Source organism: Actinomadura opuntiae (assembly GCF_030283205.1).
Taxonomy (GTDB): domain Bacteria; phylum Actinomycetota; class Actinomycetes; order Streptosporangiales; family Streptosporangiaceae; genus Spirillospora.
This window is the reverse complement of record NZ_JASNWF010000001.1, coordinates 79,039-100,920: the sequence shown is the minus strand read 5'-3', so window position 1 is coordinate 100,920 and position 21,882 is coordinate 79,039. Positions and strand designations below refer to the sequence as shown.

Genomic DNA, 21,882 nt, shown 5'->3' with positions numbered 1-21,882 from the left:
GACCGCTGGCCGGCCTGCCCTGCCCCGAAAACGTTGTCTCTTGAGTTGACAACGTTTCTAGGTCGAGCTAACTTTGTCTCCATAAGGGACAATGTTACGGAGGACGACATGACCGCCAGCCACATCAGCACCGAGAACACCCGCCGCCCCCGCGCCTACGGCAAGTGGCTCAAGCTGTCGGCCGCCCTGACCGACGCCGTCGCCGACATCGCCGACCGCGACGACCTGACCGTCACGATCGTCCCCGGCGCGGGCCGCGGCGCCCCCGGCTGCTTCGTGTTCGCCGTCGCCGACATCGAGCTGAACGGCGAGTTCCTGAAGGTCGACGCCGCCACCTGCGACCCGATGCGGACCGGCGACCGCAACCGCTACCCGGCGCTGTGGGGCGTGCTGACCCACGAGGCCGCCCACGCCCACCACAGCCGGTGGACGCACGGCGCGGCGGGCGCGACCGGCGCGCACGTGGAGGCCGCGATCCTCCTGGAGGAGTCCCGCATCGAGGCCGGGCAGCTTCGCCGCCGCCCCGCCGACCGGCGGTGGCTGCGGTCCTGCGCGACCGAGATCGTCATGCACGGCTTCACCGCCAACGGCGACCAGACGCTGACCGACTGGCAGGCCGCGCACGCCGCCGCCCTGATGCTCGCCCGCCGCGACGCGGGCGTGTTCGACGCCCACGAGGTCGCCGACGTCGAGGCCCTGGTGACCAAGACGCTCGGCGCGGGCCGCCTCGCCGACCTGCAGGCCATCTGGCAGGCCGCGCACGTCACCGCCGACACCGACGCCGCCACGATGCTCGACCTGGGCCGCCGCTGGTGCGACGTCGTCGGCGTCGACCCCGACAAGCCCAGCGACCCGAACGCGGCCGGTCAGGGCGGACAGCAGCAGAGCGGCAACGGCCAGCAGGGCGGCAACCCCGGCGGGTCCGGTCAGCAGGAGCCGCCCGCGCCCACCCCGCTGGAGGAGGCGGTCGCCAGCGCGGTCAAGAAGGTCGAGAGCAAGGAGCGCCGCGACCACGCCGCCGAGCGCGCCGAGGCCGAGAAGGTCGCCAAGGCGATCCAGGAGGCGGAGAAGGCCCGCCAGGCCGCCGAGGACGTCTTCAAGGGCGACGGCACCGCCGCCCCCGGCGGCACGTCCGGGTACACCCGGTTCAGCGGGACCCGGACGGCCACGGCCGCCGAGCAGGGCGCCGCGCGCCGCCTGGCCAAGCTGCTGCGGGGCGCCGCCCACCGCGAGCGGGCCGTCACCGTGACCACCTCGGCGACGCCCCCCGGACGGCTGCGGATGCGGGGCGCGCTCGCCGCCGACGCGCAGCGGGCCGCCGGTCAGAAGCCGACCGCCGAGCCGTTCCTGAACGTCCAGCGCCGCCACGTCCCCAACCCCCCGCTGCGCGTCGGGATCGCCTGCGACGTGTCCGGCTCCATGGGCCCGCTCGCCGAGCCGGTCGCCTCCGCCGCCTACATCCTCAGCCGGGCCGCCTCCCACGTCCCGGACGCGACGGCCGCCAGCGTCATCTTCGGCCGCTACGTCCGGGCGGTCACCCGTCCCGGCCAGGCCCCCAAGGACGTCGCGACCTGGCCCGCCGGTGACGGCAGCCACGAGATCGGCGGCGCTGTCCAGGCCCTCGACCAGGTCCTCGGGCTCGCACAGCCGGGCGCCGCGCGGCTCCTGGTGATCGTGTCCGACGGCAAGTTCGCCCCCCGGGAGATCAACGGGGGACAGGCGCAGATCGACCGGCTGGTGAAGTCCGGGTGCGCGGTGCTGTGGCTGGCGCTCGGCGACGCGAAGCCGATGAAGGGCGCGCACCTGGTGTCCCTGACCGACCCGGCGCAGGCCGCCGGGATCATCGGCCAGGCCGCCGTGAAGGCCCTGCGGAGCGCCTGACCGGCGCCGCCGCCCCGCGGCCGCCCACCCCGGGCGGCCGCGGGCCCAGCCGCTCGAGCGGCCCGTACGCAAAGGAGGAGACCGTGCACACCCCCAAGCCCACCCCGATACCCGGCCGCACGGCGCGCGGCCGCGTGACGCCCGTTCAGACAGCCGCACGCCCGCACCGGCCAGCCCCCGTGCGGAGGCGCGCGGCGCCCACTAACCTTGTCCGCATGAGCGACAAGCGGCCCGTGCAGTACCTCGACATGGTGGGGGTCGGCAAGTGGTTCGACGTGCCCGGCCCCACCGTCGCCAAATGGCGCCGCCGCTACGCCAGCTCCCACCCCACGCCGGTCCCCGACGTGATGGTCGGGGACCGTAACCCCGGATGGGCGGAGGACCGCGAGCCCGAATGGCGGGCGTGGTACGAGTCCCGCCCGGGGCGCGGCGCCGGCGGCGGTCGCCCACCGAAGAGCGCCTAACAGGCCGCTACAGCCGACACGGGACCGCCCCGCACCCCCTCATTCCCTGGGGGTGCGGGGCGGTCCGCTGTGGCCGCTACAGCGGCGCCGTGGCGGTCAGGACGGGCCCGGCCGCGGCGCGCGGCCGCCGCTCGCGTCCGGCGGGGCGCACACCACGGCGCGGCCCTCGGCGATCGCGTCGAGGATCTGCCGCGGGGTCGGCGCCGGCGTGATACGCCTCGCGGCCGCGAGCATCCCGCGCCGGAACGACGCGCGCGGGCCCGTCCGGGTGTCGGCGTACGGCTCCGCGGCCGCCGCGATCTCCCCGGCGGCGCGCTCGCGCAGCTCCCGCTCGTGCTCGGGCTCGGACGCGAGCCGGTACGCCTCGACGGCCCGCCACACCACCGCGTTCTGCTCGGCGCCGCCGGGGAACTCCTGCAGGAGCGTCCACACCGCGTCATAGCCAGCGCGCTGGTGCGGCGGGACAGCGGACGGGCTGGGGACGAAGGCGGGCAGGTCGTCGTGCTGCGGCTCCGTCACGCTGCGGCCCTCCAGTCCTCGGCCCACTGGAAGTCCACGCCGGCGGCGGCCGCGCACTGCTCATCCTCGGGCCGGTCGCCGACCATCCGCCCCAGGTGCGGCGGGTAGTACTCCGGGAACGTCTCGGCGAGCCGGGTAGCGGCCACGATCAGCAGGCCGGGCGCCGGTTTGCGGCACCAGCACCGCGCGTCCTCTGGCTCGGTCGCGGCCGGGTGGTGCGGGCACCAGAGCAGGTAATCGATGAGGTCCTCAGCCTGCCGGCAGGTCTCGGCCATCGCCGCGGCGACCGCGTGCCGGGAGACGTGCCCGAGGGCGATGCCGCCCTGGTTCGACACGCCGACGACGCGGCCACCTGCGTCCTTCCAGCGGCGCATCAGCGTCACGGCCTCGGGGAACACCTGGACGTCGGCGGGGCCGTTGACGAACCGGCCGAGCTGGTCCTTGCCGCGTCGGACGGTGCCGTCGATGTCGAGGTACAGGACGGGCACGGGCCGCCGGGACGGCGGCGGGTAGCTGGCGGGGACGGTCACGGGTTCTCCTCGCTGCGGGTGGTGGGCTGGCGGTGGACGGCTCGGAGCGTGTCGGCTGCGGCGGCGAGCGCGACGCGCGCGTCGGCCTGGTCGGCGAGGGCCTGCGCCCAGGCGTGCCGGGCGTGGTCGGTCGCCGGGCCGGTGGGGTCGGTGATGCGGTGCCGCTCGTAGTCGGCGAGGGCCGCCTGCTCGGCCTGTCCCGCCTCGAACAGGTCACGGCGGGCGGCGCTGACGCGGTCCTCGGCGTCGGCGAGGGCGAGGTCCCGGCCGGCCGCTGCGGCGCGGGGCGCGGCGTCCTGGTCCTCGTCGGCGCGCGGGAGCTGCCGGGCCGCGGTGAGCATCACTGCCCTCCGATCACGCGGGCGGCGGCCTCGGCTCGGTCGCCGGGGATGACCTCGGTCGTGTCGGTCGCGCGGCGCAGCAGCGGGTACCGCTCCCAGTGCGCGCGGACCCGCTGCTGCTCCTCCGGGCTCATCGCGGCGTACCGGCCGGCGTCGCCGCCCCAGTGCTCCGGGGTGTCGGTCGGCGGGGCGCCGCAGATCTCGCAGCCTTCCGCGCGGCACGGGTACTCGGCGTAGCCGGTGTGGTTGCAGGTGTGCCAGCTGCACTCGCCGTGCGGGCAGTGCGGGCCCACGAGCCGGGGTCGGGGCGTAGGCGTCTCGGGCATCAGAGTCCTCTCCGGGGGGTGCTGGGGGCGGCGGTTCTGGGCTCGCCGGCGGGCGGCGGGGTTCAGGCCGATGGGGTCGTTGATCGCGTTCCAGAGGTCGTCAGGGCCCTCCAGGCGGGCGACCATGCGGGCGGTCTGCACCAGCAAGCCCGGCCACGGCTTGCCGACGGCGAGGGCCTCGGCGATGACGGCCTCCACCTCCCGCAGGTCGATGTCCTCGCGCGCCTCCCGGACGAGAGCGAGCAGCTCCCGCGTCGCGGGGCGCACGCTCGGGGTGTCGGTCATCGGGCCGCGATCTCGATCCGGTGGAGGGCGACGCCGGCGGCGAGCTGGCGGTGCAGCTCGGCGAGCCGCGCGGCGGCCTGGTCGTCCTTGAGGTTCAGCGCGCGGCGGGTGGCGGCGGGGAGGGTGACCCAGCAGCCGCGGCACAGGTACTGGCGGGCGGCGCGGGGCCGCAGCCCGCAGCCGGGGCACTGGTGCGGGTTGCGGGCGGGGGCGGTGGTGGTCATAGCAGCTCCAGTTGTCCGGTGGGGACCGCCCGGTGGGCGGCGGGTCGGGTGGCGCGCTGCGGCCTGGTGGGGCGCGGCGCGGGCGCCGGGGACGGCGCCGGGGCGGGGGCAGGGGCGGGGCGCGGCGCCCACGCGGGGATGCCGCGGTCCCGGCGGGCGGTCTGGACGGCGACGCGCTCGGCGCGGCGCTCAGCGGCGGACAGGCCGCAGACGTCGGCGAGGATCCGCTCGGCGGCACGGTTTGGGTCGCGCTCGCGGACGCAGGCGCCGCACCGGCCGATGACGTTGTCGTGCCGGCAGTACCGTTCAACGCCGACCTGCAGCGCCGCGTGGAGGTTCGCGCGGTTGCGGCGGCCCTCCGCCGACATCGGCCGGGGCTCGGGGATGCGGAACGGGTCGGCGAGCTGCTCGGCGTAGATCCGCATCGCCTCGAGCTGCGCGGGCGTCACCTTCGTCGCGCAGCAGTCCCCGATGAAGGACAGTGCGGAGGCGCGCAGCTCCTTCCCGCAGCGCAGACAGTGAGTGATGCCCTTGAAGGTCATGCCGCGGCTCCGAGGGTGAGCAGGTCGAGCTGGGCGGGCTGCGCCGCGGCCGCCAGGACCTTGTCCCGCCACGCCAGCGCCCACGCCGGGCAGCCCTGGCAGTACTGCGCCTCATGCGTGCAGCCCGGCAGCCGGATCGACTCCTTACGGGCGGTGTCTGACCACGCGAGGCTGTCGGAGGAGGCGAGCAGGTGCGCGACCTCGCGCAGCGCCCGCACGTTGATCCCGAAGGCGTGCAACCGCAGCGGCCGCCCCCACAGCTCGACGGCGTGCGCTTGGATGGCCTGGACGACCGCGACGACGGGCCGCGCGGACCCGCGGCGGCACACCGACCCGAGCCCGACCACCGGGTCCGCCGACAGGTCCACGCCGCGGGCGGCGTAGTCGTCCAGGTGCCGCAGGTACTCCGGGACGGTCCAGCCCTGCACGACCCGCACCCACGGGATCCACGGGAACCCGTCGGCGAGCCACTCGTAGGACGCGGTGGTGAGGTCCTGCTGATCGGCGACCGACAGGCCGGTGATCGCGCGGACGGTCGGCTCGCACGGGAAGTCCTGCGGCGCGGCGAAGTCCGGCAGGATCCCGACCTCGTCAACGACCCGGGCCGCCATCCCGCCGTAGGCGTCGGGGTCCTCGTGCCAGGGGAGCAGCGGATTGCCGGTGGTGACCGCCATGAACGCGCCGGAGTCCAGCACCCACCGGGCACCGGACACGGTCGGCCGGCGGCGCCGCTCCCGCTGCAGCCGGTGGATCGTCGGCGCGGAGTAGAACAGCGGCACGTCGAGGTCCGAGCGCGTCAGCCACGACGGGCGGTGCGAGCCGAGGTAGAACGTGAACCTGTTCATGCGGACACCGACGCAAGGTCGAGGAGATCGAGCTGAACGGCCTCGGTGGGCTGACACACGACCGGGGCCGAGGCTGGGGCGTCGTGGCAGGAGCATGGGCACACCCACCGGCACACCCGGTCGGCAAGCCACACCTGCGCGAGCTGCGTGAACTTCGGGCCGGTCGCGGATGCACCGGTCTTGTGCGCGTACGGCTCGGGGAAGTAGGCGGGCCGGCCGTCTTCGAAGACGATGAGGGCCGCGTAGTCGCGGAGCGGGGTTCCGGCGGCGCACTTGCCGTGTCGCCCGCGCCCGCAGTGGAGCGAGCGCCCCCACTCGCAGGCGCAGGTGGTGTAGAAGCCGGGGACCTCGGCGTGGGTCCTGCGCATCCGGGCGGTCCAGACGTGAACGCGGATCCACTCGGCCCGGTCGGGCGTGAGGGGCGGGACGGTCATGACTGCGCCGCCTGCCGGCCGACGAGCTTCTCGTGCTCCTCGCGCAGGGCCCGCGCCTCGCTGGCGCTCTCCTTGACGACGTGCAGCCCGCACAGGCACCGCACCCACCAGAAGTGACGCTCTCTGGTGCGCAGGCACGACCCGTTGGACTTGGTCGCCTCGTACCGCTCGGTCTGCTTGGCGACCACGACCAGGTGCAGCGGCTCGTAGCCGGGGATGCGGTGGGGGACGAACCGCGCCAGCGGCCCGGACCGGCGGTCGGGGTGCTCCTCCAGGTACTCGGCGCGGAGCTGCTCGAGTTCCGCGTCGGTCAGCCACGCGACGAAGTCGCCGCCGAGGTCCTTCGCGGACCAGCGCCGCCACTCGCGCAGCATCGGCCGGAACGGCTCGCGGGCCTCGTGCGCGGCGATCTCGATCGGGTCGCCGTCGCCGAAGTCGACCAGGTATCCGGCGAACGGCGGGGTGTCGCGGCGGATCACTTCCACGACCCGGCCGGTGATCCCGCCGTAGGGGCCGTGGAGCCGGACGCGGTCGCCCTGGCCGTAGGTGCGGGGGGTGGTCTTCACTGCTGCTCCGTGTTGATCGGGGTGACGTAGTCGGGGGCGTGCGCGGCGACCCAGGCGGCGCGCGCGGCCGGGTCGGCGATGTAGCCGCCGCCGGTGGACGGCGGCCGCGGGTCGGGCTGTCCGGGCCGCAGCGGTCCGGCGAGCTGACCGGCGATGAGCCGTTCAGTGGCGCGGCGGGTCCGGCCGATGTCGGCGGCGATCTCGTCGACGCCGGTACCGGACCGGTACGCGGCCCGGACCCGGCGGTACAGGTCGGCGTCGATCGGGGGCCGCAGCGCCGTCTCGAAGTCGCGCGGCGGCCGCGGCCGGCGGGCGGGGCGGACGCCGAGCGCGTCGAGCAGCTCCCGGAGGGTGGCGGCCGGGTCGGGGGTGCGCAGGGCCCAGGCGGCGGCGTGCAGCGCGGCCCGGCGCTTGGCGGTGGTCATGCGGTGGCCTTCGTGGTGCAGGTGAGGCAGGACCCGTCGGGGTCGAGGGCGGTGCCGCAGTCGGGGCACGGCTTCGCGGCTGCGGCCGGGCGGTGGGCCTCGGCGGGCTCGTCGGCGGGCTGCTGCGGAATGACGGGGCGCGCCGCGGCGGCGATGACGATGGCCTGCCAGCTGGCGTCCGCTGGGAGTTCCGCGCGGACGGCCTCGATCGACGCCGCGCCGAAGTCGGGGAGCGCCTGCAGCTGGGCCTTGGCCCGGTCGTACCGGGGGTCGCGTTCCTGCGGCGGCGGCCCGGAACGCTGTAGCGGCGCGTCAGCGCCCTTCCGGTGGTGGTGCGGTATCTGAGAACGATCTAGGTACGTACGGGCCTGACGGGGCCGCTGAGGCACCGAAACGGGCCGGTTCCGGCGCCACTCCAGGTAGCTGACGACGTCGGCGGGCGGGGCGGTGGTGGCCTCGGCGTAGTCCCGGGCGTTGCGCTCGAGCACCTCACGCACGCGGGGGTCGGGGTGGGTCACGGCAGCTCCCTTCGGACGGGGCGGCCCGCGGCGAGGCGGCCGGTGACGATGCGGTCGGCGCGGCGCGCGATCATGCGGTCCTTGATCTGCTGCTGCGTCGGGGCCGTCCAGCCGTGCCAGCCGGGGCCGCGGCTCCAGCGGCGGGCGTGGGGGAGCCCGTCGGGCAGGAGGCGGGGCAGGCCGCAGTGGCGGCAGCCGTCGACGGGCGTCAGGTCCGGCACGCCGGCGTCGGGGACCTGCCGCACGCGCGGGGTGGTGTGCGTCATCGCGCGTTCCTTTCAGCGGGGGAGTTCGCCGCGTCGGACAGGGCGGCGGCGACGTCGGTGGCCTGGGCGAGGACCGCGCGGTCCTTCGGCGCTTCCCAAGCCAGTTGCAGGGCGTAGGCGTCGATCTCGGCGTCCGAGGCGTCGGTGCCGTGCGCCTCGAAGTAGCGGGCGGCCTGCGCCTGGTAGGGGCGCCCGGCGAGGGCGAGGCGCTCGAGCGCGGCCGCGATGCGACGGTGGGTCAGCGGAATCTCGCGGGGCGCGGGCGCGGCCGGTCGCGGGTCGGTCTCGATCACCTGCAGCATCGGCGGCTGCGTCGGCCGGGCCTGGTCAGGTCCGGCGGCGCCATCGATGGCGCGCAGCGACGGCGGCTCGGCCTGTTCCTGGGCGTCCTCGGCGTCCATCGCGGCGCACAGGACGTCGGCGAGGTCTCCCTCCGCCCACGACTGCAGGTAGCGGCGCAGGTTCCGGACGGGCTTCCCGGCGCGGGCCGCGCGTTCGCGGGCGACCGCGATGGTGTGGGCGATGACGAAGTCGGTCAGTCCGTCTCCGTAGCGGCCACGCAGGTACCGGGCGGCCTCGCGCTCCTGCGCGGACTGACTGATCTTCTTAGTCTTCTGTAGTTCGTCTTCTCTAGTCTTCTGATTGGTTCCTGAAAACCCGTATCCGGTGCGACCAGGGAAAACGCCCGTTTCTGCAGGTCCGGCCGGTTCCTGAGAATCCGTATCCGGCGCGACCTGCGCAGATGCGTCTTTCCCCTGCTCGCGGCCGGTTCCTGAAAACCCGGATCCGGTGTGACCAGCAGAAACGTCTGTTTCCGCAGCTCGCGCCGATTCCTGAGAATCCGGAATCGGTTCGTCGGCGTCCCGGTCGCCGTCCGAGCCCTGTGGATAACCGTCACCGGCGCCGTGCGGATAGTCGTAGACCGTGACCTCGGTGACCATCTGCCCGTTGGGCTTCCGGTACGTCCGGCGCTCCAGGTAACCGGCCGCCTCCAGCTCCTCCTGGGCACGGCTGACCGCGTCGCGGCCCTCCCTGGTGCCCTTGGCCAACTCGGCGGCGCTCGCCGGACCCCGGCCGTCCTTGTGGCTGAGCATCCGACACAGCAGCCCGCGGGCCCGGTCGCTGAGCCGCGGGTCGCGCAGGACGCCGTTGGGGATGCGCGCCCACCCGTCCCGCTTGAGGCGCACCACCTTGACGCTCACGTGCACCCCTTCACTGCTTGTGGTCGGCGTTCCATGGTCCATACTATGCAAAGTGGCCTGTAGGCATATAGGCATACAGGCATTCGGGCAAAGAAGCCAGCGCGGGCGTAGGCGTCCCGTGCGACGATGGAGGGGTGGCAGACCCGATGGTTGACGTGAAGAGCGCGCGCAAGGCGTATGAGGAAGCGCAGGACGAGGCCCGCCTGGTGATTCAGCGCGCGCGCCACAGGCTCGGCGAGGCCATCCGCAACGCGCGCCTCGAAAACGTTCCGCAGGAGACGATCGCCAAGGAGCTGGGCCTGACCCGCGAGCAGGTCCGCCGCTTCCAGCGGGACTACGAGGACGCCAACGGCCTCGAGCGCCTGCGCTGACCCGGTCGGCTTCCGCTGTTCCCTGACTAGGAAGAGTGAGGCATGAACGCCGGGCACCCTCCGAACCCGCCCCGCCGAACCGCCCTGTACCGGCTGTACGACGCGAACGGCCTGCTGCTGTACGTCGGCATTGCCTATGACCCCGGGGCCCGCTTCTACCAGCACAGTCGAGAGAAGCCTTGGTGGCCAGAAGTCGCGCGCAAAACGGTGACCTGGCTCGGGGACCGGGAAACCGCTGAGCGCGCCGAAGTGACGGCCGTCAGAGGCGAAGCGCCGAAGTACAACCGTTCCGGCGTCGAACGCCCCGAACCGGCCCCGGTCATCGCCGACGACGGCGTGCAGGACGTGCCGGCCACCATCGCTAGGCCGCTGCTGACCCGCCTCATCGAGCAGACGCGCGAGGACGACCTGGTGAGCGCCCTGACCGTCCGCGGCCGCCGGCGCGTCTACCTGGTGACCCCGGACTTCTATGAGCGGGCGGTCAAGGCGCTCGACGCCGAGGCATGACGAGGCGGCCGGGCCCGATCGCACGCCCGGCCGCATCTGCCGCCGCCTGGTCACTGGCGCTTCCCGCGCCGCTGCTGACGGCGCCTGCCGCCTGACCGGTTCTTGCGCTTCGGCGTCCCCTCACGCCGCCCGATCTGCTCGTGGACTCCGCGCGGCGCGTTGAACGCCTCGCCGAGCCACATCCGCATCGGCCTGTTGATCGTGATCACCTTCCCCCGGTGCGTCAGCCGGGCCGGGCGCGTGCGGGCGCGTCCGGCCCGGCGGGTACTCATCCCGCGGCCGCCGTCGAGCCCCGCGGGACCTGCGGCCACCGCGCCTTTCCGAGGGCGGCGCGCTGCGCCTGTGGCATCGCCACCGGCGGCCGGCCGAGATAGTCCAGGCCCATCGCGCGCAGCCACCACGCGTCGACGCGGTTGTCGTCCTTCACGTCCAGGCCGGTGCGCTTGTAGAGCGCCATCCGCATGTCCGGCTTGGTCGCCGAGCCGCTGCCGGTGGCGTAGACCTTGAGCGTCCCGGGCGGCACCACGGCGACAGCGGCGCCGACGGCCATCAGGGCGTCCACGACGAGCCACCACAGCCCTCCGAGCTGGTGCAGCGCGTTCCCCTTCGACCCGAACGACGGGCCCTCCACGACGGCGAACGTCAAGACCCGGGCGGCCTCGGTGCGGGCAACCGCCTCGTCGGCGATCCACCGGAGCCGGTCCCTTTCGTCGGCGAGGTGATCTCCCGGGCCAGTGCGGATCGTGAGCAGGCTGCCGTCGGCGCACGCGACGCCGGTCGCCGTCAACGACAGATCGAGGCCGATCACGCGGGGTTCCACGGCCTCACCGCCTCGGCGTCGCGGAGCGCGTTCCGCAGGACCCTGGCGAACAGCTCGGCGGTGTGCGCCTGGCCCTGCAGGAACTGGCGCGCCGGCTCCGGCAGCTCCGCGGCGAGCTGGAGGGCGGCGGCGCCCCACGACTCCCACCGCTCGGGCAGGTCCTCGGGCCGGTCGGCGAGCAGCGCGGCCGGGATCCCGGTGGCGGGGTCGCCCGCCGCCGGGCCGGTGTGGCAGGCGCCCGCCGTGCCCCTGTTCGCTGCGGCGGGCGCCTCGTCGGTGTGGGCGGTCATGACGCGCCGCCCGTCCGCCCGGCGCGCCGCTCGAGCAGCGCGGCGGCCTGGGCCTGCGCCGCGCGCCGCTGCGCGATCAGCGCGGCGTAGTCGACGCCGGTCCGGTTCAGCAGGACGGGCCACGGAAGGTCCAGCGGCGCGCCGATCGCGCGGGACAGCGTCATCCGGTGCCACTCGTGCTCGTTCCGCAGCCGGGCGACCTCGTCGGCGAGCCGGTCGACGTGCGCGGCCAGTAGCGCGTGCCACTGGCTGCCCACCTGCTGGCGGGCGGTCTCGGCGTCCTGGACCATCCCGCGCAGGTCCTCCGGGAGCACGGGTCGCCGGTCCCGGCCGGCCCGGTACATGGGCGTGATCGTCACTGCCCCTCCTTGGGTTCGTGGTGAATGCAGGCCGGCCACCAGGCGCGGCAGTCGGTGGTGGCGCCGCGCGGGACCGGCATCGCCTCGTGGGCGCACTTCGGGCCGGACGCCCCGCGGCCGGCGAGCCGCCGGAAACGGCAGGTGCCGCAGCGGCGGCCACCGGCGGCCGGGTCATCGACCGGCGCGGCCTCGGGGTGCAGCGCTACCGGCTCCGGGAGCCGCAGGCTCAGCGGGTGCTGTCCGGCCTCCAGCGCGGCGAACTGGCGGCGGGTGTGCAGCTTGTCCTTGGTGAGCGGGCCCGGGGCGTGCCGGTCGGCGGACGGGCCCCTCACCGCCGCCACCCCTGCTCGCTGGTGTCGCGGCGGGGCGGCCGCGGGGCGGGCAGCCGGGTTCCGCCGTGGATGAAGGCGAGCCACAGCGCGACCAGAGCCCACCAGCCGAGCAGGCACCAGCCCCACGCCGGGACGGCGGCGAACACGACCTTGACGGCCTCCATCACTGGGCCTCCCCGCGGAGGGCTCGGGCGGCGTCGCGGTCCCAGGCGGCCCAGGTGTCGGTGAGGCCGGGAGCGCCCTCGCCGAGCGACCGCAGGTCATGGGCGCGGTCCACGAGCCTGCGGAACCGGTCCGCGGCCCAGCGGTCGGCGGCGGGCGCCCGGCGCCGGGACCGGCCGGGCGCCGCGAGCCGCGCCGCGCGAGCCTGCGCGGCGAGCGGCTGAATGAGGCGCGTCTCGATCGCGCGGACGGCCTCGTGCTCGTCCAGCTCCCCGGCGCGCGCCCGGCGGATGACGTCGTACAGCACACCGCCGGTCGTCTCGTCGCGGCGCCGGATGGCGTCCAGCTCGGCGAGCAGGTCCTCACGCGCCTTGTTCAGCTCGAGCGCGAGCGGGTTGTACGGCGCGTCGGGGCCGGTGAGGGGACCGGTGTCCATGTCCCGGATCTCGGCGTACCGATCCGGGGTCATCGGGTCGGCCATGGTCAGGCGACCTCACCGTGCGGGGCGTCCGCGGTGACCGGCGCGGGGGAGACGCCGCTGTCGGCCGGGTGGTCCTGGCCGTCGCCGGTGTCCGGGCGGGTGTCGGCGGGGCGCTGCTCGGCGAGCTGCAGGACGGCCGGCCCGCGGCGGGTCTGGACGCAGCCGGGGACGTGCTCGCCGGGCAGCTTGGCGTGGCAGTCGCCGCAGCGGGACGGGAGCCGCTCCAGCCCGTCGCGGAGCCGCTCGAGGAACTGCGGGGTGGGCTTCTGCGGGGTGGGCTGCACGGCGGGCTGCACGGGGTAGGCGCCCGACCCCTCGGCCCGCGCGACGTGCCGGACCAGCTCCCTCGGGATCGTCTGCTCTCCCTCGCCGGGGACCGCGAGCACCAGGCCACCGGCGTCCGAGCGGACCAGGTCGCCGCGCGTCCGCTCAAGGTCGGAGGTGAGGACCTCCACGCGGTGGCCGATGTGCTCCGCCCAGGGCAACGCTGGCGCGAGCTCCGCCTGACCCTCGGCGGCCGCGGCCCGCGCACCGGGCACCTCCAGGGCCGGCGCCGTCAGCGGGTCGGGCTGCGGCTGGAACTCCTCGGGCAGCTCACCGGTCTGGACCGTTCCCTGCGCCGCCCTGATCGCGTGCCCGGCCGCCTTCGTCTCCTCGAACGCGTTCTCGTAGACCTCCCGCATGAGCGCCTGGTAGCGGTGCAGGACCTCGATCGGGGAGTCGGGCGGCGGCGCCAGCTTCTGCGCGCCGATCACCATCCCGAGGCCGTCGATGCGCGTGACCGTCGCCGGGTCGGGGACGTCGGCGGTCCCCGCCATGAGGGCGACGACCTGGTGCTTGATCCGGATGGCGATGCCGCACGCCTCCGCGCGCCGCTCGGTCAGGCCGAGCGCGGCCTGACGGTCGGCGATCTGCTCACGGATCCGGTCGGCGTCGGCCTGCAGGCCGCGGAGCTGGTCCTCGTCGGCGGCGATGCTGCTGCGGACCTGGTCGAGGACCTGCCCGGCCACGATGCGAGTGAGGTCGTCATTGCTGGTCATGCCGTAGTCCTGTTCTGGGTCGGGGTGGGGGAAGGGCGCCGGACGGGCCTGGGGGACTCGGGTCGTCATGGCGTCGGCCTCCCTCGTCATCTCGGGGTGCGGCGCCCACGCCGGCGGCGGCTGCCGCGGGCGCGGGCGCGGATGCGGGTCAGTGCGTCGGGGGCGGGGTGGACGGTGTCGGCGGCTTGGTGAAGGGCGCCGCGGAGGCGGTCTTCCAGGGCCGGGGTGATCGGGCTCGGCCAGACCTCCAGGCCGCAGCCGCGCCGCCTGCACGCCAGCCGGTCCGGGTGCCCCGCGGCCCACCGTTCGAGGGCGTGCCGCTGCCGGGCGGTGAGCCGGGTGGTGAGGTGTCCTCGGGCGCACACGTAGGGCGTGCCGGTGGGGTGGCCGGGCCGCAGGTATCCGGTGAGGGTGAGCACCTCCTTGGCGAAGGTGCTCACCCAGCGGCCCGTCATGAGCGGGCCGCCTTCGTCACCGGTGACCGCCGCCCTCGAACACCTCGTCGTCGTCGTAGTGCAGGGGGTCGCCGAGCGGGGCGCCCGGCTCGTCCGCGGCCGCGCCACCGTCGCGGGCCGGGACCTGGTCGGGCTCGGTCCGGGCGGGCCCGTCGGCGGGGGAATCCTGCGCGGGCGCCGTGGGCCGCGCGGCCTGCCCGTCCGGGCTTTCCTGCCCAGCGGGCGCCTCGTTCGCGGCGGGTGCGTCCGGCGTGGCCGGGGCGGGCTTCGGCGTCCGCGCCGCGATGATCTCCTCCGCAGTCGTGACCACCGGCGGGAACTCGTCCTCGACAGTGATCTCGCGCCGCTCGAGGCTGCGCCAGATGATCGCGAGCTGCGCCGTGTCGAACTCGGTCCACCGGCCGTTCGGGCGGCCCTGCTTGGCCTCGAGCTGGTCGAGCGACACCCCGACGTCGGCGAACTTGGAGATGCAGTTGGCGATGCGCTGCGCCAGCGGCAGCCCGCCGCCCTCGCGCAGCGTGGCCTGGCACAGGTCCTTGGCCTCCTCCACGAACCACGGCGGGAGGACGGCGAGGATCATTTCCCGGACCCGGCGGCTGCCCTGGTTGGTGTTGTTCTCGTAGATGTCGCGCATGTCCGTCAGTGCGACCGGGCCGTCCTGGGTGTCGCGGATGTGGGGGACGATGAACGTCGACGCGACCCGGGTGTTCTCCTGGACGTCCCAGGCGAACGCCTGCATCTCCGACTGGTGGTACTCGTCGTCACGGCGCAGCTCGATCAGGCCGTGCTGCACGTGCCCCCAGCAGCGCGCCAGCTCCCGCGCCAGGTGCACGGTCGGGCCGGTGATCGCCGAGCCGCCGCGGCGGTAGCGGTAGAACGCGCGCTCGGCCAGACGCTCTTGCGCGCAGGAGTCCCGCATCTGCGCCTTCGCGCGCTGGATGTCGCGCGGGAACTGCTGCGCGACCTGGACGGCGGCGAGGACCTCCGCGGCGGCGCGGGACTGCTCGACCACCGTGCCCTGTCCGATCCGGCCGGGGGACGGCACGGGCGCGACGGCCGGGGCCTGGGCGGTGCGCGGACCGGCCGGGCGCTCGATCTGGTTGTTGCTCAAGGTGTCTCCTTCAGGAGGGATGTGTGGGGGAGGGGTGGGCAGCCGCCGCGCCTGCGCGGGGGCGGCTGCCCACGGGGCGGCCGCTAGGCCGAGCCGGTCATGAGCCCGTGACCTCGGCGAGGAACCGGGCCTCGGCCCAGGACGGCAGGCCGACCTGCTCCAGGCCCTCGATGTAGGGCGGCCAGTGGTTCTCGCGGCGGCACTTGGTGTAGAGGTCGATCGCCTTGCGGTTCTCGTGGCGGCCGGCGTCCAGCGCGAGGGGCTTGACCTCCACGACGCTGACCAGATACGGCGCCGTCTTCTCCTGGACCACCAGGTAGAAGCGGATGTCCTCGGCGAGGCCGAGCGCCTTGACGGCGTCGACGTACCACGCGCCCTGCAGGTGATAGCCGAGCTCGAACATCTGCTTGGAGATCGATTCGCGGGACGCCGACTTCGCCGTCTTGTAGTCGGCGAGGTACATCCGGCTGCCCGGCTCGACGTCCGGTAGGAAGTCCAGCAGCGCGCGCCGCCACACCCCGGACGGGCCGTCCTTCCAGAACAGCGCCTGCTCGGCCTTCCCGGCGCCGCCGAGCAGGACCGAGGCGAGGTCGTGCTCGCGGAGTTTCTCGGCCATCGCCTCGACCACGTCGTAGTCGGCGGACTTGAGCGGGATCGCGCCCTCGGCGTATGCCTGGTCGCGCTTCTGCTGCGCCTTCTTGGTCCGGTAGGTGTCGGCCTCGACCTTGACCAGTTCCGGGCCGGACCCGAGGACGAGCTTGTGCGCTGCCGACCCGAGGTCCATCTCCGGTGTCCGCTTGTGCATGCCGGTGTCCAGCTCGTACCGGAACCGTTCGGGGCAGGTCGCCAGCAGCCGCCGCACGAGGCTCGAGCTGAGGCTCTCGGCCGGGCACGGGTCGGCGTGGTAGACCTCCGGCGCCATGTCGTACACGCCGGGCTTGGTCACCGACAGCGGTCGGCCGCCGTCGGAGGAGGCTTCGGTCGTCACGGTCACGGTCACCACCACCCGCAGGTGCGGCAGGCGTGCCGGCCCCGGCCGGTCTGCACGGTGAGGCACACCGTGCAGATCCGGCCGCGGCGGCGACCGCGGAGGTTGGCCGCGAGTCGTCTCACTGGTCGGCCCCGTTCAGCCCGTAGTCCTGCGCGCTGGGCAGGGGCCGGACGACGGTGGGGAACCCGTGCGCCGAGTCGGTGTCGGCGCACCGCGCGATGACGTCGGCGGGCAGTGGCCGCCGCAGGTCCGCGGGGCGGGTGGGCATGTTCTCGTTCACCGGTCGGCTCCTTCCTGGTCGTGGGCGGTGAGGCCGTGCATCGTGATGAGGTCGCCGATCGGCAGGTCCGGCACGTTGATGTCCTCGGTGCCGAAGCTCGGCTCGCGGCCGCGGTCGCGCAGGTCGTGCCAGGCGCCGGTGTGGACCCACGACCGCCCGTAGCGGTCGACGTAGGCGCGGTTCAGGTCCCAGGCGGTTCCGTCCGCGTCGGTCCACTGCTCGCGGATCCGCCGGACGAGGGACATCGGGCCGTACAGGCTGATGGCCTCGTCGGTGAAGCCGACCGGGACGCGCTTGCTGGTCCGGCTGCACACCAGGTCGACGTAGGGCTCGCCGACGGTGTCGTCGTTGTCGACCAGGACGCCGAGCCAGGTGTCGCCGTCCCGGTCGGACCAGACGTCGTCTTTCTGCGGCGGCCAGTCGGCCGGGGCGATCCGCTCGACCGTCACGGCCTTGTTGGCCTCCTGCGTGCGGTGCAGGGTGCCGTTGACGTCGAGGATCAGGTAGCCGGGGCCGCCGTCCCGCTTGAAGGTGCCCTCGATCGTGACGCGCAGGTGCTCGCCCTCGCGGTAGTCGCTCACACCGCACCGCCCGTCATGTGCAGGCGGGTGGTGTCGCAGTGGCGCCAGGCCGCGCGGGTGAGGTCGATCAGCAGCTTCTCGAGCCGGTGCTCGACCACGAAGGACAGGTTCGCCAGCGCCGCGGTGAGCTTCTGCTCGGCGGCCTCCTCCATCCGGTCGGGGTCGGTGTCGGCGTCCATCTCCGCCGGAGTGGTGTAGCCGTCGCGGACGTCGTCCAGTTCGGCGCGGGCGCCGTCGACGTTGGCGTCGAGGCCGTCGATGGCGTCCAGGTCGCGGGCCGCGATCTGCGCGCGGGTTCGCGCGGCGGTCAGCGCGTCGACGAGCAGGTGCCCGGCTTTCGCGGCGCGGGCGGTGAGCGGGTCGGCGTGCTCGGCGAGGACGGCGGCGACGTCGGCGGACGCGGCGGTGCAGGCGCGGCAGGCGGCGTCGCGCAGCCTGATCGCGTCGACCAGGTCCGCGAGGGCGGCGTCCCGCTCGGCCGGGGTCAGGTGCGGCGCGACCTCGGCGAGGTCGTCCGCGTGGGACATGTTGGGGAAGGTCATCGCCCGGTAGGCGATGGCCTCGACCTCTCTGCGGGACGGCGTCCGCCGTACCGCGATAGTCTGGGCTGTCATCTCGTGCTCCGTTCTCCGTGCAGGGGTGTGGGTGCGGGCCAGGGCCTGGCGGTTGTAGGGCAACCGCCGGGCCCGTGTGCTGTCTGGCGTCATCACCTGCCGCGCTCGCGCATGAAGCGCTCGACCTCGGGCCACGGGTAGCGGACGCCGGCGCCCTGACCGGTGAAGTCCGGTCCGGCGTCCTTTCCGTGCCTGCGCTGGCTGCGCCACTTGCGCAGGGTGTTGGGGCTGAATCCCGTGTACTCGGCGACCTGCGCGCTGGTGGCGTAGCCGACGAGGGCCGGGCCCGTGGTGTGGCCGGTGCCGGGCTTCTTCGCGGTCGCGCTGCTGGTGCGGCGGGTCATGCCGCCCTCGGGAAGTCGAGACCGGCGTCCAGCTCGAGGATCTCGGCGAGGACCTTGCGGAGCGCGGGGCGGGGGACCGCGCCGCGCTCGATCCGGCTGAGCTGTCCCTTGGAGATGGGGGCGCCCTTCTGCCCGCACAGGTCGGCCAGTTCCTCCAGCGTCAGTCCCTTGCGGCTGCGGGCGATCGCCATGGGGGTCAGCCCATCCGCCCGCCTGTGGGGCGGTGTCGCCCGGGTGGGGGTTGTGGGATCTTGTGGCATGCGGGAAACATAACACAACATGCCACAAGGGAAGCGAAAGTGTGTTCGCCCACACTCGAACGGGTGTTCGCCCCGCCGGGGGACGGCGTTCGCACGGCTGTTCGAGTGACCAAGGTCTCCCCGCGTCGCTACCCTCGCGGGCACGGCATGTTGCGTTATGTTGCGTAAACCTGCGTCGGGGGTAGAGATGACAAGGAGAAACGATCATGGAGCCGCACGAGCGACTCAGCGAAGCGTTGGACCGCCGACGTAGAGAGCTGGGGATGACCTGGCGGGCGATCGCCACGGCCGCCGACATCTCCTATGAGGCACTGCGCGCCATCCGGCGCGGCGACTACCGCGCCAGCGACATCACCGCGGCCGCCATCGACAGGGCGGTGCGGTGGGAAGACGGGTCCGTCGAGGCCATCTATGACGGCGGGGACCCCACCCCCCTGGCCGAGGAGAAGTCCCGGCGCAGCGCCGGCCGCAAGGGGCGGCCCGAACTACCGCGCTCCGAGGATGAGGCTCTGGCCGTCTTCGAGGCACGGCTTGAGGAGCTGGTCGAGGCGAAGCTCGGCCGGGCGCTCAGCACCCGGGAGCGACGGGTCGTTATCCGGTGGGCCGAGACTATGGATGAGACGCTGGAGGCAATGGAAGGCTGACGTCCCAGCCAGCGGGAACCTACTGACTCGTCAGTAAACACCGGGTTACCAAAACCTTACCTTTGAGCAAGGCGCGACACTTGTAACGCTCCAACCAAATGTGTGAATGTGTGACTCTCACGTACCTCCCGTACCTCCCGCTGGGACGGTTCGACGCTGAGTCACCCCGCGAGCACAGAAAGATCCAGCGAGGACGCCCCCCGAGTCAACACAGGAACAGCTTTCATGTTCGAGTCCTTGCTCCCGCTGCTGTGCACCGCCATGTGCATAGCAGCCGTCGCCGCCGTCTACAAGGTGCTGTCCACCGAGCTGAGGAAAATCCGCGCCCGTCTCGACAGAATCACCGCCCTTAAAATCCGCGAGCTGGAGATACTCGAGCACCACGGCGAAATGGACGAGGGTCCCGCCGGCGGACAGGACCTCAGCGACGAAGACCTCGACGCCGCCGTCGACCACATCATCAGCCAGATCAACGCCGGGCCGTACGTGCCATACCACGTGCGGCCCGACCTGCCCCCGGAGGTCGGCGTCGTGCGGTGGCAGTCACCGGACGGCCCCGTCGCCCTGACCAGCACCGCCAGGCGCCCGGCAACCAGACGCCGCCGAGCCCGCCACACCCTCAACGGCCTCGCCGCCGTCCCTGTCGCGCTCGGCGCGCTGTGGCGCAACCTCACGGCCTCGGTGAGCGCGAAGGTCGGCACGGCGGCCGCCGCCGCGAGCCTCACCCTGGTCCCTGGGCCGCTCACGATGCAGGACGGCTCTGACGACCCGCTTTGGGTGGAGCGGCCGCCGGGCGCCTCCGCGCGGGACCTGTTCTCCCGCGACCTGAACACCTGGGCCTCGATCTTTCCCTTCTGGCCGACGCGCGCCACCACCAGGGCGCGGCCGCCCTGGGTGAAGCACACCCCCGCGCAGCCGTCCGACTCGGACGCTCGCGACCGCGGCCCACTGCCGCCGGTCCAGGCCCCGGCGCCGAACGCCAGGGTCGGTGTGCCCGCCGCGCCGGGTCAGCCGGTGATCCCGCTCCCGTCGCCCTCGGCGTCCCCGTCCGGCTCCCCGTCGCCCTCCGTCTCCGCGACGCCGACCAGCTCCCCGACCCCGACGGCCTCGCCGACCCCGACGGACGACGCCTCTTTCGATGGCAGGCCCACGCCCGGCCCGAGCGGCTTCACGAGCGAAGCCGCCTCGTCCTTCCCGGGCGCCGGCCCCTCGCCGCTGCAGACGACGGTCACCGTGACCGCCGCAGCGGTGTTCAGCCTGAACTAGCACGCCCCGCCGCGCGCCACCTGGGACTCCTCGCCGTCCCAGGTGGCGCGTACTGTTCGGCAGCACCAACCCCCCAACCAGATGGGACACCTATGGCCATCTACGACCGCTGGCACCTATCGCACCCGGAAAACCACCCCGGGTGGAAGCACAAGGACCCCGCCCAGCGCCTGGAGCCGTGCAAGTGCGGCCGCGGCAAGAACAAGCTCTACCCCACCAGTGACCACGGCTGCGCGCAGCGCTGGCAGGTCCGCTGGAACGTGACCGACCCCGAGACCGGCAAGCGCAAGCAGCCCAAGCGGAACTTCGCCCTCCGCGGCGGCGGCCGGGACGAGACCGACCCGGAGGTCTACGCCGAGGCGTTCGAGGCGAAGGTCATCTCCGAGCTGAACGAGGGCCGCTACATCGACCCGACCGCCGGCCGGGTCCAGTTCCGCGTCTACGCCGTGGACGTCATCGAGAACCGCACGCTGGACGAGGGCACCCGCGTGCTGATGCAGCAGCGCATGGAGAACCACGTCTACCCGGTCATCGGGAACATGGAGCTGTCGGTGCTCGCGCGCCGCCCGTCCCTGATCCAGGGCCTCATCCGGAACCTGCAGAAGAAGGGCCTGAGCGCCGACTACATCGGCGTTCTGATGGCGCACGTCTACACCGTCTTCTCCTCCGCGATCGCCGACGAGAAGGTCGCCCGGAACCCAACGAAGTCCAAGGCGGTGCGGCTACCGCCCGTCCGCAAGAAGAAGGTCGTCCCCTGGACGGTCGACTACATCTGCGCGATGCGCGACGAGCTGCCGGAGCAGTACGCCGCGATCGTGGACGCCGGCGCCGGGCTCGGCCTGCGCCGCGGCGAGATCTTCGGGCTGTCGCCGGACGATATCGACTGGCTGCGCGGCATCGTGCACGTCAGGCGTCAGGTCAAGCGGATCAACGGCAAGTTGATCTTCGCCAGGCCCAAGGGGGACAAGGAGCGGGAGGTCCCTCTACCGGAGTCGGTGAAGCTCGCGCTGTCGGAGCACGTGCGCCGGTTCCCGCCCCGGGAGGTGACGCTGCCGTGGAAGACCCGCGATGGCGCGCCGCACACGGCGCTGCTGATGTTCCCGGGGCCGCGCGACGCCTGCCGCACCGACGTGTTCCACCGGGACCACTGGCGGCCCGCCCTCGAGCGTGCCGGGATCGTTCCGCGGCCCAAGAAGGGGCAGAAGCGGCCGCCGGCGCGCGAGCACGGCCTGCACGCGCTGCGGCACTACTTCGCCTCGCTGCTCCTGGCGGACGGGGAGGACATCGTGGCGGTCAGCGAGTGGCTCGGGCACGCTAACGTCCAGACGACCACGACGATCTACGGTCACCTGATGCCGCACAGCCGCGGCCGGATGCGCCGCATCATTGACGCCGGACTCCGCAGGAGTGCCCCCGATGTGCCCTCGATCTCCCCGAATCAGGAGAAACCGCAGCTCATCGCCGGAACGTCGTAATAGAAGAGATAGTGGCCGTTGAACACGACGCCCTGCTGGTCGCACTCGCTGTACCGCACCCGCAGCCGATGCGCGAAGATCTGCCCCATACCGCCACATCCTGCCGCACCCCTTAAGCAGCGGATTGCCAC

The 21,882-nt window shown here is 73.7% G+C and carries 37 protein-coding genes; 7 read left to right on the top strand and 30 right to left on the bottom strand.

What is annotated here, in order from left to right:
• Positions 1 to 108 precede the first annotated feature (108 nt).
• On the top strand, positions 109 to 1,881 hold the full coding sequence (locus QP089_RS00625; RefSeq protein ID WP_285909122.1) for a vWA domain-containing protein: 1,773 nt from the start codon (positions 109 to 111) through the stop codon (positions 1,879 to 1,881).
• Positions 1,882 to 2,096: 215 nt separating this feature from the next.
• Positions 2,097 to 2,345, top strand: coding sequence for a hypothetical protein (locus QP089_RS00620; protein ID WP_285909120.1), 249 nt, complete (start codon positions 2,097 to 2,099; stop codon positions 2,343 to 2,345).
• Positions 2,346 to 2,441: 96 nt separating this feature from the next.
• Here QP089_RS00620 and QP089_RS00615 read toward each other — a convergent pair whose 3' ends face one another.
• Genes QP089_RS00615 through QP089_RS00555 form a run of 13 tightly spaced genes read right to left on the bottom strand, consistent with a single transcriptional unit; the run spans position 2,442 to position 9,368 of the window.
• On the bottom strand, positions 2,442 to 2,864 hold the full coding sequence (locus QP089_RS00615) for a hypothetical protein (protein WP_285909119.1): 423 nt from the start codon (positions 2,862 to 2,864) through the stop codon (positions 2,442 to 2,444).
• Positions 2,861 to 3,394: an HAD-IIIA family hydrolase gene (locus QP089_RS00610; protein ID WP_285909118.1), complete on the bottom strand. Its 534-nt coding sequence runs from the start codon at positions 3,392 to 3,394 to the stop codon at positions 2,861 to 2,863. Before QP089_RS00610 ends, QP089_RS00615 begins: the two co-directional genes overlap by 4 nt.
• A complete protein-coding gene (locus QP089_RS00605; RefSeq protein WP_285909117.1) occupies positions 3,391 to 3,735 on the bottom strand; it encodes a hypothetical protein in 345 nt (114 codons plus the stop codon). The genes QP089_RS00610 and QP089_RS00605 overlap by 4 nt, the downstream gene beginning before the upstream one ends.
• A complete protein-coding gene (locus QP089_RS00600) occupies positions 3,735 to 4,346 on the bottom strand; it encodes a hypothetical protein (protein ID WP_285909116.1) in 612 nt (203 codons plus the stop codon). Before QP089_RS00600 ends, QP089_RS00605 begins: the two co-directional genes overlap by 1 nt.
• Entirely contained in the window at positions 4,343 to 4,570 is a 228-nt protein-coding gene (locus QP089_RS00595; protein ID WP_285909115.1) for a hypothetical protein, read from the bottom strand. The genes QP089_RS00600 and QP089_RS00595 overlap by 4 nt, the downstream gene beginning before the upstream one ends.
• A complete protein-coding gene (locus QP089_RS00590; RefSeq protein ID WP_285909114.1) occupies positions 4,567 to 5,112 on the bottom strand; it encodes a hypothetical protein in 546 nt (181 codons plus the stop codon). Before QP089_RS00590 ends, QP089_RS00595 begins: the two co-directional genes overlap by 4 nt.
• Complete coding sequence (locus tag QP089_RS00585; RefSeq protein WP_285909113.1) at positions 5,109 to 5,957, bottom strand: deazapurine DNA modification protein DpdA family protein; 849 nt, start codon at positions 5,955 to 5,957, stop codon at positions 5,109 to 5,111. The genes QP089_RS00590 and QP089_RS00585 overlap by 4 nt, the downstream gene beginning before the upstream one ends.
• Positions 5,954 to 6,391, bottom strand: a complete 438-nt coding sequence (locus QP089_RS00580) for a DUF6248 family natural product biosynthesis protein (protein ID WP_285909112.1) — start codon at positions 6,389 to 6,391, stop codon at positions 5,954 to 5,956. Before QP089_RS00580 ends, QP089_RS00585 begins: the two co-directional genes overlap by 4 nt.
• Positions 6,388 to 6,957, bottom strand: a complete 570-nt coding sequence (locus QP089_RS00575; protein ID WP_285909110.1) for a hypothetical protein — start codon at positions 6,955 to 6,957, stop codon at positions 6,388 to 6,390. The genes QP089_RS00580 and QP089_RS00575 overlap by 4 nt, the downstream gene beginning before the upstream one ends.
• On the bottom strand, positions 6,954 to 7,382 hold the full coding sequence (locus QP089_RS00570) for a hypothetical protein (RefSeq protein ID WP_285909109.1): 429 nt from the start codon (positions 7,380 to 7,382) through the stop codon (positions 6,954 to 6,956). Before QP089_RS00570 ends, QP089_RS00575 begins: the two co-directional genes overlap by 4 nt.
• Positions 7,379 to 7,900 carry a hypothetical protein gene (locus QP089_RS00565; protein ID WP_285909108.1) on the bottom strand — a complete coding sequence of 174 codons (522 nt, stop codon included), beginning with the start codon at positions 7,898 to 7,900 and terminating at the stop codon, positions 7,379 to 7,381. The genes QP089_RS00570 and QP089_RS00565 overlap by 4 nt, the downstream gene beginning before the upstream one ends.
• Complete coding sequence (locus tag QP089_RS00560; RefSeq protein WP_285909107.1) at positions 7,897 to 8,166, bottom strand: hypothetical protein; 270 nt, start codon at positions 8,164 to 8,166, stop codon at positions 7,897 to 7,899. Before QP089_RS00560 ends, QP089_RS00565 begins: the two co-directional genes overlap by 4 nt.
• Positions 8,163 to 9,368: a helix-turn-helix domain-containing protein gene (locus QP089_RS00555; protein ID WP_285909106.1), complete on the bottom strand. Its 1,206-nt coding sequence runs from the start codon at positions 9,366 to 9,368 to the stop codon at positions 8,163 to 8,165. Before QP089_RS00555 ends, QP089_RS00560 begins: the two co-directional genes overlap by 4 nt.
• A gap of 146 nt (positions 9,369 to 9,514) precedes the next feature.
• On the opposite strand from QP089_RS00555, the gene QP089_RS00550 reads away from it, so the two are divergent.
• Together QP089_RS00550 and QP089_RS00545 are read left to right on the top strand one after the other, a co-directional pair.
• Positions 9,515 to 9,739, top strand: coding sequence for a helix-turn-helix domain-containing protein (locus QP089_RS00550; protein ID WP_285909105.1), 225 nt, complete (start codon positions 9,515 to 9,517; stop codon positions 9,737 to 9,739).
• A 42-nt stretch (positions 9,740 to 9,781) separates the two neighbouring features.
• Complete coding sequence (locus tag QP089_RS00545) at positions 9,782 to 10,246, top strand: GIY-YIG nuclease family protein (protein ID WP_285909104.1); 465 nt, start codon at positions 9,782 to 9,784, stop codon at positions 10,244 to 10,246.
• Between the two features lie 50 nt (positions 10,247 to 10,296).
• Here QP089_RS00545 and QP089_RS00540 read toward each other — a convergent pair whose 3' ends face one another.
• From QP089_RS00540 to QP089_RS00465, 16 genes are all read right to left on the bottom strand, one after another.
• Entirely contained in the window at positions 10,297 to 10,518 is a 222-nt protein-coding gene (locus tag QP089_RS00540; RefSeq protein ID WP_285909103.1) for a hypothetical protein, read from the bottom strand.
• Positions 10,515 to 11,054 carry a hypothetical protein gene (locus QP089_RS00535; RefSeq protein WP_285909102.1) on the bottom strand — a complete coding sequence of 180 codons (540 nt, stop codon included), beginning with the start codon at positions 11,052 to 11,054 and terminating at the stop codon, positions 10,515 to 10,517. Before QP089_RS00535 ends, QP089_RS00540 begins: the two co-directional genes overlap by 4 nt.
• The gene (locus tag QP089_RS00530; RefSeq protein ID WP_285909101.1) at positions 11,051 to 11,356 is read right to left on the bottom strand and encodes a hypothetical protein; all 306 of its coding nucleotides are present in this window, start codon (positions 11,354 to 11,356) and stop codon (positions 11,051 to 11,053) included. Before QP089_RS00530 ends, QP089_RS00535 begins: the two co-directional genes overlap by 4 nt.
• On the bottom strand, positions 11,353 to 11,715 hold the full coding sequence (locus QP089_RS00525; RefSeq protein WP_285909100.1) for a hypothetical protein: 363 nt from the start codon (positions 11,713 to 11,715) through the stop codon (positions 11,353 to 11,355). The genes QP089_RS00530 and QP089_RS00525 overlap by 4 nt, the downstream gene beginning before the upstream one ends.
• Positions 11,712 to 12,056 (bottom strand): hypothetical protein, encoded by a 345-nt coding sequence (locus QP089_RS00520; protein ID WP_285909099.1) that lies wholly within the window; start codon positions 12,054 to 12,056, stop codon positions 11,712 to 11,714. Before QP089_RS00520 ends, QP089_RS00525 begins: the two co-directional genes overlap by 4 nt.
• A complete protein-coding gene (locus QP089_RS00515; RefSeq protein WP_285909098.1) occupies positions 12,044 to 12,211 on the bottom strand; it encodes a hypothetical protein in 168 nt (55 codons plus the stop codon). Before QP089_RS00515 ends, QP089_RS00520 begins: the two co-directional genes overlap by 13 nt.
• Positions 12,211 to 12,678, bottom strand: a complete 468-nt coding sequence (locus QP089_RS00510) for a hypothetical protein (protein ID WP_285909097.1) — start codon at positions 12,676 to 12,678, stop codon at positions 12,211 to 12,213. The genes QP089_RS00515 and QP089_RS00510 overlap by 1 nt, the downstream gene beginning before the upstream one ends.
• A 14-nt stretch (positions 12,679 to 12,692) precedes the next feature.
• Positions 12,693 to 13,799, bottom strand: a complete 1,107-nt coding sequence (locus tag QP089_RS00505; protein ID WP_285909096.1) for a hypothetical protein — start codon at positions 13,797 to 13,799, stop codon at positions 12,693 to 12,695.
• A 17-nt stretch (positions 13,800 to 13,816) separates the two neighbouring features.
• The gene (locus tag QP089_RS00500; protein ID WP_285909095.1) at positions 13,817 to 14,185 is read right to left on the bottom strand and encodes a hypothetical protein; all 369 of its coding nucleotides are present in this window, start codon (positions 14,183 to 14,185) and stop codon (positions 13,817 to 13,819) included.
• A 16-nt stretch (positions 14,186 to 14,201) separates the two neighbouring features.
• Complete coding sequence (locus tag QP089_RS00495; RefSeq protein WP_285909094.1) at positions 14,202 to 15,296, bottom strand: hypothetical protein; 1,095 nt, start codon at positions 15,294 to 15,296, stop codon at positions 14,202 to 14,204.
• 97 nt (positions 15,297 to 15,393) lie between these two features.
• Positions 15,394 to 16,290, bottom strand: coding sequence for a PD-(D/E)XK nuclease-like domain-containing protein (locus QP089_RS00490; protein WP_285909093.1), 897 nt, complete (start codon positions 16,288 to 16,290; stop codon positions 15,394 to 15,396).
• A gap of 115 nt (positions 16,291 to 16,405) precedes the next feature.
• Positions 16,406 to 16,567 (bottom strand): hypothetical protein, encoded by a 162-nt coding sequence (locus QP089_RS00485; protein WP_285909092.1) that lies wholly within the window; start codon positions 16,565 to 16,567, stop codon positions 16,406 to 16,408.
• Complete coding sequence (locus QP089_RS00480; protein ID WP_285909091.1) at positions 16,564 to 17,148, bottom strand: phiSA1p31-related protein; 585 nt, start codon at positions 17,146 to 17,148, stop codon at positions 16,564 to 16,566. The genes QP089_RS00485 and QP089_RS00480 overlap by 4 nt, the downstream gene beginning before the upstream one ends.
• The gene (locus tag QP089_RS00475; RefSeq protein ID WP_285909090.1) at positions 17,145 to 17,762 is read right to left on the bottom strand and encodes a hypothetical protein; all 618 of its coding nucleotides are present in this window, start codon (positions 17,760 to 17,762) and stop codon (positions 17,145 to 17,147) included. The genes QP089_RS00480 and QP089_RS00475 overlap by 4 nt, the downstream gene beginning before the upstream one ends.
• 92 nt (positions 17,763 to 17,854) lie before the next feature.
• A complete protein-coding gene (locus tag QP089_RS00470) occupies positions 17,855 to 18,106 on the bottom strand; it encodes a helix-turn-helix domain-containing protein (RefSeq protein WP_285909089.1) in 252 nt (83 codons plus the stop codon).
• A complete protein-coding gene (locus QP089_RS00465) occupies positions 18,103 to 18,297 on the bottom strand; it encodes a helix-turn-helix domain-containing protein (protein ID WP_285909088.1) in 195 nt (64 codons plus the stop codon). The genes QP089_RS00470 and QP089_RS00465 overlap by 4 nt, the downstream gene beginning before the upstream one ends.
• Positions 18,298 to 18,572: 275 nt before the next feature.
• Between QP089_RS00465 and QP089_RS00460 the strand changes: the two genes are divergently transcribed.
• From QP089_RS00460 to QP089_RS00450, 3 genes are all read left to right on the top strand, one after another.
• Positions 18,573 to 19,010 (top strand): helix-turn-helix domain-containing protein, encoded by a 438-nt coding sequence (locus QP089_RS00460; protein ID WP_285909087.1) that lies wholly within the window; start codon positions 18,573 to 18,575, stop codon positions 19,008 to 19,010.
• A 225-nt stretch (positions 19,011 to 19,235) separates the two neighbouring features.
• Entirely contained in the window at positions 19,236 to 20,276 is a 1,041-nt protein-coding gene (locus tag QP089_RS00455) for a hypothetical protein (protein ID WP_285909086.1), read from the top strand.
• A 92-nt stretch (positions 20,277 to 20,368) separates the two neighbouring features.
• The gene (locus tag QP089_RS00450; RefSeq protein WP_285909085.1) at positions 20,369 to 21,751 is read left to right on the top strand and encodes a site-specific integrase; all 1,383 of its coding nucleotides are present in this window, start codon (positions 20,369 to 20,371) and stop codon (positions 21,749 to 21,751) included.
• Here QP089_RS00450 and QP089_RS00445 read toward each other — a convergent pair.
• Positions 21,715 to 21,840, bottom strand: a complete 126-nt coding sequence (locus QP089_RS00445; protein WP_285909084.1) for an acyl-CoA thioesterase family protein — start codon at positions 21,838 to 21,840, stop codon at positions 21,715 to 21,717. The genes QP089_RS00450 and QP089_RS00445 overlap by 37 nt on opposite strands.
• Between the last annotated feature and the right edge of the window lie 42 nt (positions 21,841 to 21,882).

Coding starts and splice junctions, on each gene's coding strand:
- QP089_RS00625 (WP_285909122.1), top strand. CDS start 109: ATGACCGCCAGCCACATCAGCACCGAGAACACCCGCCGCCCCCGCGCC.
- QP089_RS00620 (WP_285909120.1), top strand. CDS start 2,097: ATGAGCGACAAGCGGCCCGTGCAGTACCTCGACATGGTGGGGGTCGGC.
- QP089_RS00605 (WP_285909117.1), bottom strand. CDS start 3,735: ATGCTCACCGCGGCCCGGCAGCTCCCGCGCGCCGACGAGGACCAGGAC.
- QP089_RS00600 (WP_285909116.1), bottom strand. CDS start 4,346: ATGACCGACACCCCGAGCGTGCGCCCCGCGACGCGGGAGCTGCTCGCT.
- QP089_RS00595 (WP_285909115.1), bottom strand. CDS start 4,570: ATGACCACCACCGCCCCCGCCCGCAACCCGCACCAGTGCCCCGGCTGC.
- QP089_RS00590 (WP_285909114.1), bottom strand. CDS start 5,112: ATGACCTTCAAGGGCATCACTCACTGTCTGCGCTGCGGGAAGGAGCTG.
- QP089_RS00585 (WP_285909113.1), bottom strand. CDS start 5,957: ATGAACAGGTTCACGTTCTACCTCGGCTCGCACCGCCCGTCGTGGCTG.
- QP089_RS00580 (WP_285909112.1), bottom strand. CDS start 6,391: ATGACCGTCCCGCCCCTCACGCCCGACCGGGCCGAGTGGATCCGCGTT.
- QP089_RS00570 (WP_285909109.1), bottom strand. CDS start 7,382: ATGACCACCGCCAAGCGCCGGGCCGCGCTGCACGCCGCCGCCTGGGCC.
- QP089_RS00560 (WP_285909107.1), bottom strand. CDS start 8,166: ATGACGCACACCACCCCGCGCGTGCGGCAGGTCCCCGACGCCGGCGTG.
- QP089_RS00550 (WP_285909105.1), top strand. CDS start 9,515: ATGGTTGACGTGAAGAGCGCGCGCAAGGCGTATGAGGAAGCGCAGGAC.
- QP089_RS00545 (WP_285909104.1), top strand. CDS start 9,782: ATGAACGCCGGGCACCCTCCGAACCCGCCCCGCCGAACCGCCCTGTAC.
- QP089_RS00540 (WP_285909103.1), bottom strand. CDS start 10,518: ATGAGTACCCGCCGGGCCGGACGCGCCCGCACGCGCCCGGCCCGGCTG.
- QP089_RS00530 (WP_285909101.1), bottom strand. CDS start 11,356: ATGACCGCCCACACCGACGAGGCGCCCGCCGCAGCGAACAGGGGCACG.
- QP089_RS00515 (WP_285909098.1), bottom strand. CDS start 12,211: ATGGAGGCCGTCAAGGTCGTGTTCGCCGCCGTCCCGGCGTGGGGCTGG.
- QP089_RS00510 (WP_285909097.1), bottom strand. CDS start 12,678: ATGACCCCGGATCGGTACGCCGAGATCCGGGACATGGACACCGGTCCC.
- QP089_RS00505 (WP_285909096.1), bottom strand. CDS start 13,799: ATGACGACCCGAGTCCCCCAGGCCCGTCCGGCGCCCTTCCCCCACCCC.
- QP089_RS00500 (WP_285909095.1), bottom strand. CDS start 14,185: ATGACGGGCCGCTGGGTGAGCACCTTCGCCAAGGAGGTGCTCACCCTC.
- QP089_RS00475 (WP_285909090.1), bottom strand. CDS start 17,762: ATGACAGCCCAGACTATCGCGGTACGGCGGACGCCGTCCCGCAGAGAG.
- QP089_RS00470 (WP_285909089.1), bottom strand. CDS start 18,106: ATGACCCGCCGCACCAGCAGCGCGACCGCGAAGAAGCCCGGCACCGGC.
- QP089_RS00465 (WP_285909088.1), bottom strand. CDS start 18,297: ATGGCGATCGCCCGCAGCCGCAAGGGACTGACGCTGGAGGAACTGGCC.
- QP089_RS00460 (WP_285909087.1), top strand. CDS start 18,573: ATGGAGCCGCACGAGCGACTCAGCGAAGCGTTGGACCGCCGACGTAGA.
- QP089_RS00455 (WP_285909086.1), top strand. CDS start 19,236: ATGTTCGAGTCCTTGCTCCCGCTGCTGTGCACCGCCATGTGCATAGCA.
- QP089_RS00450 (WP_285909085.1), top strand. CDS start 20,369: ATGGCCATCTACGACCGCTGGCACCTATCGCACCCGGAAAACCACCCC.
- QP089_RS00445 (WP_285909084.1), bottom strand. CDS start 21,840: ATGGGGCAGATCTTCGCGCATCGGCTGCGGGTGCGGTACAGCGAGTGC.